The organism is Nocardia amamiensis NBRC 102102 (assembly GCF_001612745.1).
In the GTDB taxonomy this organism is placed as follows: Bacteria; Actinomycetota; Actinomycetes; order Mycobacteriales; family Mycobacteriaceae; genus Nocardia; species Nocardia amamiensis.
This window is the reverse complement of the sequence record NZ_BDBA01000284.1, coordinates 1-10,360: the sequence shown is the minus strand read 5'-3', so window position 1 is coordinate 10,360 and position 10,360 is coordinate 1. Positions and strand designations below refer to the sequence as shown.

General features: G+C 62.1%; 5 protein-coding genes and 1 pseudogene. 1 reads left to right on the top strand and 5 read right to left on the bottom strand.

Going from position 1 to position 10,360, the window contains the following annotated elements:
• Nucleotides 1-49 precede the first annotated feature (49 nt).
• Complete coding sequence (locus NA4_RS35370; RefSeq protein ID WP_067479955.1) at nucleotides 50-1,576, top strand: ISL3 family transposase; 1,527 nt, start codon at nucleotides 50-52, stop codon at nucleotides 1,574-1,576.
• A gap of 170 nt (nucleotides 1,577-1,746) precedes the next feature.
• On the opposite strand, the gene NA4_RS35365 is transcribed toward NA4_RS35370, so the two are convergent.
• The 5 genes and pseudogenes from NA4_RS35365 to NA4_RS35345 form a co-directional block, all read right to left on the bottom strand.
• The gene (locus tag NA4_RS35365; protein ID WP_067479953.1) at nucleotides 1,747-2,382 is read right to left on the bottom strand and encodes a hypothetical protein; all 636 of its coding nucleotides are present in this window, start codon (nucleotides 2,380-2,382) and stop codon (nucleotides 1,747-1,749) included.
• Nucleotides 2,383-2,541: 159 nt separating this feature from the next.
• A complete protein-coding gene (locus NA4_RS35360; RefSeq protein WP_245671737.1) occupies nucleotides 2,542-4,035 on the bottom strand; it encodes an MFS transporter in 1,494 nt (497 codons plus the stop codon).
• A 28-nt stretch (nucleotides 4,036-4,063) separates the two neighbouring features.
• Nucleotides 4,064-6,154 (bottom strand): hypothetical protein, encoded by a 2,091-nt coding sequence (locus NA4_RS35355; RefSeq protein WP_067479949.1) that lies wholly within the window; start codon nucleotides 6,152-6,154, stop codon nucleotides 4,064-4,066.
• A gap of 1,043 nt (nucleotides 6,155-7,197) precedes the next feature.
• Nucleotides 7,198-7,730, bottom strand: a pseudogene (locus tag NA4_RS35350) (IS5 family transposase); the annotation flags it as partial.
• 128 nt (nucleotides 7,731-7,858) lie between these two features.
• A complete protein-coding gene (locus NA4_RS35345; RefSeq protein ID WP_084497744.1) occupies nucleotides 7,859-9,547 on the bottom strand; it encodes an acyl-CoA dehydrogenase family protein in 1,689 nt (562 codons plus the stop codon).
• Nucleotides 9,548-10,360: the final 813 nt, after the last annotated feature.

The following is a 10,360-nucleotide window of genomic DNA, read 5'->3' as shown; positions in this document are numbered from 1 at the left end:
CTCTGTCCCATATTCGGTGGTGACCCCGTCGTGACGGCACGATGTTGCGGTGTGCAAGGTGAATGTGCCTGCTGCCGTGGTGTTTTCAGGGTTACAGCCGTTGGTGGTGGAGGAAGTGGTCGATGACGGTGGGCAGCTGTCGGTGCGTGCCCGGACGCCTAGCGGCCCGGCCGTGTGCCCAGGTTGCGGTGCCGAATCTGCCCGTGTCCACGGCTATCACCTGCGAACGGTTACCGACGTTCCGCTCGACGGCCGCCCCGTGATCCTGCGGGTGCAGGTCCGGCGGCTGGTGTGCCCAACCCCGGACTGCCGCAGTACTTTCCGGGAGCAGGTGCCCGGCGTCCTGGAGCGATATCAGCGGCGCACCACCCGGTTGACCGGGCAGGTCCGGTCGGTGGTGCGGGAGCTGGCCGGGCGGGCGAGCGTCCGGCTGCTGGCGACGCTGGCGCTGCAGTTGTCGCGGCAGACCGCGATCCGAGTGCTGCTGCGTATCCCGCTGCCGGTGCGGCCGATCCCGAAAGCGGTCGGGGTCGACGACTTCGCCCTGCGGCGCCGACACACCTATTCGACGATCGTGATCGACGCCGACACCCACGAACGCATCGATGTGCTGCCCGACCGCAAGGCCGACACCCTCGCGCAGTGGCTGCGCGAGCACCCCGGTGTCGAGGTCGTCGCCCGCGACGGGTCCACCACGTATGCCGAGGCCGTGCGACGTGCACTACCTGCGGCGATCCAGGCATCGGACCGGTGGCACCTGTGGCACGGGCTGGCCCAGACGGCCGAAAAGGTGGTCGCCGCGCACTCGAGCTGCTGGGCCGCCGCCGGCCCGAAACGGCGATCGCTGGTCCGGGAACAGAGCACCATCGAACGCTGGCACGCCATCCACGACCTCCTCGACCAGGGTGTCGGCCTGCTGGATTGCTCACGGCGACTCGAACTTTCGCTGAACACGGTGAAACGTTACGCCCGAGTTCCTGAGCCGGATCGGTTGCGCCGCCCACCCCAGTACCGGGCCTGCCTGGTCGACCCCTACCGCGAACACCTGCGCGCCCGCCGCGCCGCCGAGCCCGGCGTCCCGGTGCTGCGGCTGCTCGCCGAGATCACCGAACTCGGCTACACCGGTGGCCAGAACCTGCTCTACCGGTACATCAACCAGGGACGACTCGACGGTGACCGGATCACGCCGTCACCGCGGCGGGTCACCCGCTGGATACTGACCCGCCCGGAGAACCTGCCCGACGGGCGGCGCGTCCACCTAGACGAACTGCTGGCCACCTGCCCGGAAATGACCGCACTCGCCGAGCTGGTGAGACAGTTCGCACAACTGATGACCGAACGCCGCGGCACCGACATCGACGCCTGGGTCAAACAGGTCCGCGAGGCCGGGCTCGTCGAGCTCGAACCCTTCCTGACCGGCCTCGACCAAGACCACGACGCCGTCGTCGCCGGGCTGAGCCTGCCGCACAGCAACGGCCCCACCGAAGGCGTCAATACGAAAACGAAGCTGATCAAACGCCAAATGTACGGCCGCGCAGGGTTTTCCCTGCTCAGGCATCGAATCCTTTTGGGGTAAACATGTTCTGATCATCACCACCGAATATGGGACAGAGCCGAATATGGGACAGAGCCAAGGTTCTGACACACCCGACGTTTTGGGGGGCGGGATTCGGCTGACCGAAGTCGGCAATATCCCTCCATCCACCCGGCTTGCATACGTGGACGCACCCGATTCGAGACAGCCATCTAATATTTCTTCCGTTCAGTCGAGCGATGGAGCGATTTCATTCTGTGAAACCATTGCCCGACCGCCGCCACGGCCGAAAACGCGGAAACGGCGCCTGCCCACAACGCAGAACTCGTGAGCTTCGCGGTGGAGAATTCGACCTTTCGTGCCCCTGGCAGCGGGTATTGCCCATTACCCGAGGCCCATCGAATCACATAGCCGATCTGAGTACCGATGTCGGTGGGCGGGCCGGAACCGACCATGTTGCGTAGCTCCGGCCCCTTTCCATTGAGATAGACCAGGATACAGAGGACGAAAATCGCCACAGCTACCGCGGAACCAGCCGTCAAGTGAGCAAGTGCTTTGGTGCGTGCCAAAAGATTGATCAACGCGGCGATCACGGTGACGAAAATCGCGGCGGTGGCGAGGACGGCCCACATACCGTTGAGGTTGGAGTGGTTCGGTGGCTTCTGCGACCAGAGACCCACCAGCGTGGTGGTGATACGGGTCTGACCGAACGCATTGCTGTAGATCGAGCCGTCCGGTCCACTGCTGCTGAGCCACGGCTTGAACAGCAGGGTGAATGTGATGATGCTCCCGACTGCGGCGCACAGATAGCCCCAGTTTCCCCGGAGCAAGGTCGCGATCGGTTTCACCCGCGCCAGGACCCTCGCGATTTCGACCCGACGTTTTCGCCTACCGCGTTCGCCGTGGCTTGGTAAGTCATCGGGTCGATGCCGAGTCTTACTCGTCTGCCAAGGGGTTGGTTGCACCATGGTGACAAATTCCCTTCGTCGCCTCTCGCGGCTGCTCGGTCAGTCGCTCACGGCTGGGCTGAGACTCGGGTCGGACGATTCCGCCTTCGACAGCGGGTCCGCGATGTCCTCGAGCGACCGGCCTTCCGCGTTCACGCCGAAGAACCAGGCGATCACGCCACCGGCGATCATGACTCCGGCGCCGAAGACGTATCCCATCGTGAGCGGGAGCCGATCGGGGCTCGGGTTGTCGGCACCGCCCACCAGATGACCGAACAGGTAGGGTGCGACGACACCACCTGCGGCTTGCGAGATCGCGAAGAAGAACGAGATGGCTTGGCCGCGCAGTTCCAGCGGGAAGATTTCGCTGACGGTCAGATACGCCGAGGAGGCGCCGGCCGAGGCGAAGAAGAAGATGACACACCAGAAGGCGGTCTGTGTCGTGGCGTTGAGGACGCCCGCGTCGAAGGCGACGGCGGAGGCGAGCAACAGTACGCCGGACACGACATATGTCGTACAGATCATCTTCCGTCGGCCGATGCTGTCGAACAGCGGGCCGAGCACCAATGGGCCGATCAGATTGCCGATGGCGAACGGGAAGAAGTAGTAACCGGTGTGGTCGGCCGGCACGTCATAGAAGTACGTCAGGACCATTGCCTGCGTAAAGAAGATGGCGTTGTACAGGAATGCCTGCGTGACCATCATCGTGAATCCGAGAAAGGAACGAGAAGGATAACGGCCGAAGAAGATCCGGGCCATTTGGAAGTAGGAGAGTCGATTCGAGTCGACGATCTCCAGGGCTTTGCGGTCGTCGACCGGAGGAAGCTCGACTCCTTGGCTGCGCAGGCGCGCTTCGATCTCGTCGACGGTCCGCTCGGCTTCGGCAGCGCGCCCGTGCGTGAGCAGCCAGCGCGGGCTTTCCGGGATGTGCCTGCGCAGGAAGATGATGACGAGCCCGAGGACCGGCCCGATGAAGAAGCCGATCCGCCATCCCCAGTGGGTCGGGATGAAGTTCTCGTTGTACAGGAACAGACTGGCCACCGCGCCCAACGCCGCGCCGCCCCAGTAGGTGCCGTTGATCGCTATGTCGACCCGGCCTCGATATTTCGACGGCATGATCTCGTCTATCGCCGAGTTGATCGCCGTGTACTCGCCGCCGATTCCTGTTCCGGCGATGAAGCGGAACAGGTACAGCGACCAGCTGTTCCAGGAGAAACCGGCTAATCCGCTGCCGATGAGATAAATCGCCAGGGTCAGGATGAACAGCTTCTTACGGCCGAGTCTGTCGGTGAGTCGACCGAAGAAGAGTGCGCCGACGACCTGGCCGGCCAGGTACCACGAGGCCGCCGCGCCTACCTGGCCGCTGGTCAGATTCAGGGCTTCAATGCTCTGCAGCGGGCCGCTCATGCTGCTGACGATCTGGATCTCGATCCCGTCGAGGATCCAGGACACACCCAGCCCCACCACGATGAGCCAATGGAATCTGGTCCACGGAAGCCGGTCCATCCGGGCCGGAACCAGGCTTCGAATGGTTTCTCTTTGTGTCGTATCCACTTCTCGATCACCTCATTTTCGGAAAGGGCTAGTTCGTCCACAGTCCAACGTTGGTATTGGAAAGAATCAGATCAAGATTCACGGCGATATTCTTGATCATCGCTGCATCGACGAGGTATTCATCCTTCGGGTCTTTCAAATAGCGCTTCGCTGCTGCATCGAGTTCGCCTGCGATATCGCTTCCCAAGTAACGGAGCGTGTCACCGCTGACAGATCTCCATTCTTCGGCCGGCACGGCGTTTTTGAGTTCTTCGTACGATTTGTTCCAATTCTGCTTGAGCTTTCGAACGAAAGAATGGTCGACATCTCTGTTGTCGCGATACAGCGGCCGGGTTGCGACACGCCGGAATAAACTCGCCGATTCCGCGAATTGGGCTATGTGGGCATCTCTGCTTGCGGCGGGAAGATCCCGGGCGGTATCGGCGAGTTCCAATGCGGCAGCGACTTTTGCCAGCGGGCCGTATACCACCGGATTGTCCTCAGCGGCCTTATTCATGAGGACGTGGGACTGGATCGCTCTTCTGCCCATCGCCTCGGAGAACCCGGCGACCATGAGAGCGCCCAGGGCGTCGCCGGCGTCGCCGCCGAGATCGAGCACGTTCGAGACGGCCGCCGCAGCGGCCCGCGCGTGGTGGCCACCGAATTCTGCAACTGCAAGCCTGGCGGCTGCGTCGTGGGCATTCTTGCCAGCCGTGAGTCGGCCCATCCACCCCTCCGCAGCCTCCCGCGGCACCCGCCCCAGCAGCAACTCGTAATTCAAGTAGTTCATGTGTTGCTGCATCGCCGAAAACCTGGTGAAGGGGCTCGGGCGACCAAAGAGCCACGATGTCACGGGGTTGGCGTTGATGGCACTGAAGTCGTTGAGCCAACGCATTCCGGTAGCGGCGAGGTGCCCCGGCGACAATGTATGTCTAAGGCTTGACTCGCCCATTCCTGACATCGCGACTCCCCCCGCGGCAGCTGGCTTGCCGACGATCGTGGCGCCGATCTGCGCCGCGATTCGGTTCTGGCCGCCGAGGAGGGTAAAATCAAGGCGCCGTAGTAGTGCGAAGCCTGCGATCATCAGCACGCCGCCGACGAAGATCACCGCCAGGCCGCCGCCGGGGGCTACTTGGAACAGTTTCTTCAACACCAAGACGTATATACCGAGGTATATGGTGTAGGACACCATCGAGAAAGCATCGCCAACGATGTTGACAAGGTTGCGAACCAGGAATGTCTGGGTCGGGCCGTAGATGAATCCGCCTGCGGCGAAACCGAAGATGGCCAGGATTGCGTGATAGATCGATGAGAGCGCGGCGAGGAAAATCTTGAGCGCCAAGTAGGCCAGGAAAAGCAGCAAGATCGTCCCGAAGATCAACAGTACCAGGCCGGTACCGACTTGCCCCATGCTCGGGTTCTGGGTCTTCGCGTATGCATAGGAGTCACCGCAGGCGTTCATGCCCCGCACGACTTGCGCCTCATTGCCCGCCAGCACCCCCGAGGACCATGCCGCGCGACAGGTCGGCGAGTCGTCGACTACGTGGCCGAAATTCCATACCTGTACCGGATGCCGCACGAAATTGTCAGCCAACGTGCCGTTCAAGGTATCGATGATCGCCTCAGCATCCGGCGAGCCGTCGCCGTTGAGCCCCGCCGCCACAGAGATCCCCACGTCGCGTCCTCGAACCAGCAAACCGTGCGACGACAGCACGTCGGCCAGTGGCTGCGTCAAGTAGGTGGCGCCGAGTACAGCAACCGCGAGCATGGTCACGACCTGCAGCGCGGCCTTGGCGTGATATCCGCGCACAACGAACCATGCCACGAAGAACGCGCCGATCGACGCCGCCACAGTCAATACGATCGGGGTGCCGATCTGATTAGTGAGGCCGTCGCCGACCGCCCGCAACGGCTCGGCGAGCCAGTCGAGCCAGCGGAAGCTCACGACATAGTCGGTCAGCCAGATGGCGCTGATCACGATGACCATGAACATTGTGAATTCCAGGCCCAGCACCATCGACAACGCCGTGTCCTCGGGATCGAAGAGACCGCTGCGGTGGCTAGCGAATAAGTAATTCGACAACGGGATCCCGGACGAGTCCTTGACGTCGGCCCAGGCGAGCCCATCGATCGCCGACATACTTCTCCCTTGAGCAACCGCATCGGTTCCAGCAGCAGCGACTCCCCCGAGGAGAGTCGAGATCCCGTGGAGAAGCTGCGTGATGATCAGGAACCGGACCACCATCCGGCCGAGCAGGGTGAGATCGGCCCAGCTGCGGCAGCGGCACAGAATCGCGCTCGGTGCCCAATAGGCCGGATCCCACGCTCGGGACCGGCGCGACCAGGAGCCCGAATCGCTTCTCGACATGTGCACTGGCGTCGCCCCTTACAGTCCGAGCGGGAATCTGGTTACGCGTGGATTACGTCAACGTTGACTCGTTGAGCATTGTGCCACTACTCAACGGCTCGTTAAACTGTGTCGCAGGGTTTCGGGTACCTTAGCCGACGGCATGGTCGGTAGCGAAAGTTGCTGGGAATCAACGGGATTGAGCGTCGCAAGCGTCCCACGACGTTTGCGGGGAGTTCGCGTAGGGCGGAATGCGCGAGTTGCTCAAGCTGTCGAAATCAAGAAATGTGGTGAATGACCTAGTGCCGCATTGCTTGCTGGATAGATTCGCAGAGTTCCGGCGCCTGTGGGCTTTCAATGAATTCGGCACCCTCGTCCGTCCGATCCGCTATCGGAAAGGGAAGTCAGCAGAGAAGCGGTCGCCGCGGAATCCGGTTGGCCGCGCGTCGGCCAAGCACCAGGCCGTCGCCGCCCTTCGGCCGGATTCAATATTTAACCCTGGCCGCCAGCCCATCGAGCGGTATGGCAGGGTAGCTGATCCAGATCGGCTATTACGTCCCGCGGCCCGAAGCCAGACCTCGCTGCACTGACCCACTGGTCTGCCTGTCGGGCGCGGCGGCGGGCCGGCCTCCTACACCCTGCGGCACGTCCCCCAATCGGTCTACCTCTCCTCCAAAAAGAGGCGGGGCCTTGGCATGGGACGGGGTAGCAAAGCCTACATCAACGTTCTCTAGGAGCCGTTGAGTTTGCGGGCGTAGCCGCTGGTCGGGTGCAGAGCTGTCGTGAACGCCGCGTGTCGACGTATCCTTCCACCGGTCTGCTCACCGTGAATCCCCCCGGCGCGGACCGCGCCGCGACCGGACCGCCGGGATCGCCCGCACCAGCGGGCGCAGCGCCTCGGCATCGTTGGTGTTGGCTGCCGAAATGCCCACGGCCAGAGGAATTCCCGCCCGAACCGACAGCACGTGCAGTTCGAGCCGGACTTGCCACGATCGACCGGGCTCGGCCCGGTCATGTCGCCCCCCCTTTGGCCCGCACCGACGCCGCGTCGATCACCGCCCGCGACCAGTCGACCAAGCCTTCGCTACCCAGCTCATCGAGCACGGCGCGATGTAGGCGCCGCCACAGACCAGCCTCGGTCCAGACAGTGAACCGGCGATGCGCCGTCGGCACGGTGACACCACGACGGTGGCAGCATCCGCCACGCACAACCGCTGGCCAGCACGTACACCACCGCGGTGAACACCGCCCGCTGGTCGACCGGCGTGGTACCGCCACCCTGTGCGCGCGGGACGAACTCCGGCAGCAACGGCTCCACCAGCTCCCACAACTCGTCGGGCACCAGCCGCTTCGACAACTCGTCTGCCACGGCCGAACATCATGCAGCACAAACGATCCCGACACACCGGAAACGGATTTACATCGACGTGAGACACCGTCTATTAACGGTACCGCCTCGTTTTTGAGGGCGATTGGGCCGGAGATGAAACCTGTGAGTCACGTGTTTGCGCTCGAATCCGGACGCACAGTTGTCGGCCCCGTCCATTCGGAATCCAAAAGTGGCGCCAGCGCTCGCCGGATAATGGTCTGCGTGTCAGGTTTGTTGGACAGGGTGCCGAAGGTGCCGTCCCAGTCGCCGCCGAGCCGCGACGATATGAAGGCGTCCGAGACAGCCGGATTATCCTGCTGGACCAGCAGTGCCCCTTGTAGCGTCAGTGCCATGACTTCGAGGATTCTTCCTGCGCGCCACTGCGTTTGTTGCGGATCCCGAAGATTATGATGAAGAAAATGCACTGCTGCATCGAGGTGCCGGTCGGCGCCGCGGGTATGGTCTAGTTCGGTGAAGAATGCCTCCAATGATTCGGGGTGTCTGGCTATCACACGCAGCGCTTCGCGTGCGGCGAGGTTACTCGATCCTGCTCGGATGGAGTGCATTGGCATCTCGCGGTAGATATTCGGTATTCCGGATTCTTCGAGGTGGCCGTTACCGCCGAGGCAGTCCAGAATCTCAGTGATGTGCGCTGAGCCTCGCTTGCAGATCCAGTAGTTGCAGACTACGAGCGCCAGACGTCGGAATGCCGCTTTCTGGCTATGGCCAGCTGCCGCGTGATCAGTGGCTTCGGCCAGGTGCATCACCGCAGTGATCGCCGCTTCGGTCTCGATGGCGAGGTCTGTCAAGACATTGGTCATCAGCGGTTGGTGGCCCAGCTGCTGTCCGGTCGAGTGGCAATATGCCACATGGTGAACAGCCTGTGTGAGTCCTGCGCGCATGCCGCTCGCAGTGCTGAGGATACAGTTGAGCCTTGTCATAGCGGCTATTTCTGAAAATGTTGTGGCGCCACTACCTTCTTCGCCGATCAGCCATGCAGCAGCACCGTTGTATTCGATCTCTGCCAAAGCGTTGGCGCGGTTGCCGAGCACGTTATTGAAGCGGATCAGATGTATGCGGTTACGTGTTTCATCGGGCAGCACGCGTGGTACTAGAAAGCAGGACAAGCCACCGGGCGTCTGCGCGAGTACGAGAAAAAGATCACACATAGGCGCGGGGGTGAAAACTTTGCGACCCGTCAGCAAGTAGGTGCCGTCACCGGCAGGAAAGGCCGACGTGGTGGTGGAACGGATGCCGCCCTCGCTTTTGTTCTCGCTCATCGACACGCCGGCCAGCAACCCACGCTTACCCTCAGGCGCGCGCAATCCGAAGTCGTAGTCCGGTGCTGTCAGCAACGGCTCGAACCGAGCGGCGAGCGCTGGCTCGCGGCGCAGTGTCGGCACGATCGCATAAGTTGTCTCCAGTGGCCACATGTGTCCTGGCTCGGCTTGTCTCCACACGAATGCCTTGGCCGCGCGTGCTACATGAGCACCTGGGCGCGCCGGAGACCACGGTGCGGCGCCCAGTCCCGCCCCGACACCGACGGACATCAACCTATGCCAGCTAGCATGGAACACCACCTCATCGATCCGGCGGCCATACCGATCGTATGTGCGCAGAATCGGCGAGAATTTTTCGGCTTGACGCGCCCATCGCCGCACATGATCGGCGCCGGCCAGTTGTCCGAGGGCTCGTACATCGTTCTCTGCCCAACCCGCGTCCGATCGCACCAGACATTCCAGCAACACCGGGTCTGCGGCGACATTGAATTCGTTTGGAACCGAAGCTTCTTCGAAAGCTGCAGTCGTTTCTGTCATCGGCACTTTCCTTGCGTACAAGATAGCAGTGCTGCATCAGCGATTGCGACGCGAATGCTTCTCTCAGCATCGTCGCAGCAGCACTTTCCGGACAAACCATCACTTCCATAGTCGTGGCGTGGAACAGGCATGAGAGCCGCGGCGTCTGACGATGTGCTTCCAGATCGGCGTGCAAACCGAACTACCTGGTAGCGGTGCTGAAGCATGCAGGCGTGATTCGCAATTGTCGTCATCGAAAACGCGAAGGTGACCTCTTCGGCAGACGTCGCGATTGTCACTCTTCCGGCTCGCGCAACCGGCTCCGCACGGTGCTGCTGTGTGACATTCGTCGAATCGGAGGCTTCGTTGCCATCTCGACTACGGCTGGCTCTACTGCCTCCAACCCTACTGAAAGCGTCGTTGCGGCGTCAACGTTGACATCAAGAATCTATTCTCGCCACTGGCAATACTCTCGAAGACACCGGGCAAACAATGCGACCAGTCGGATTGCTGCATTGCTTCGAATCGGACAGGCGGGTGACACTCGAGGGCCCGGCGATCAAGTGCTCGTCCCCTCGGGGCTGCAGATGGTCGAGGATCACGAGAGGGCTTGTCGCCAGCGCAACGCGGAATCCGGCACGAGCAGCAGTTGAACCGGAAGGTGCCGATCATTATCGCCGTGTACGTCGACCTGCATGTGCCGATGCTGGAACGCGCGCCTTGACGAACGTCTCGCGCGAACTGGGCTCATGGTTGTTGCGGATAGCCGAGTATGACGGCGATCCGCTGCAGTATGTCGATTACTCGATCGCCGTGTGGGACAAAGTCGCCTAG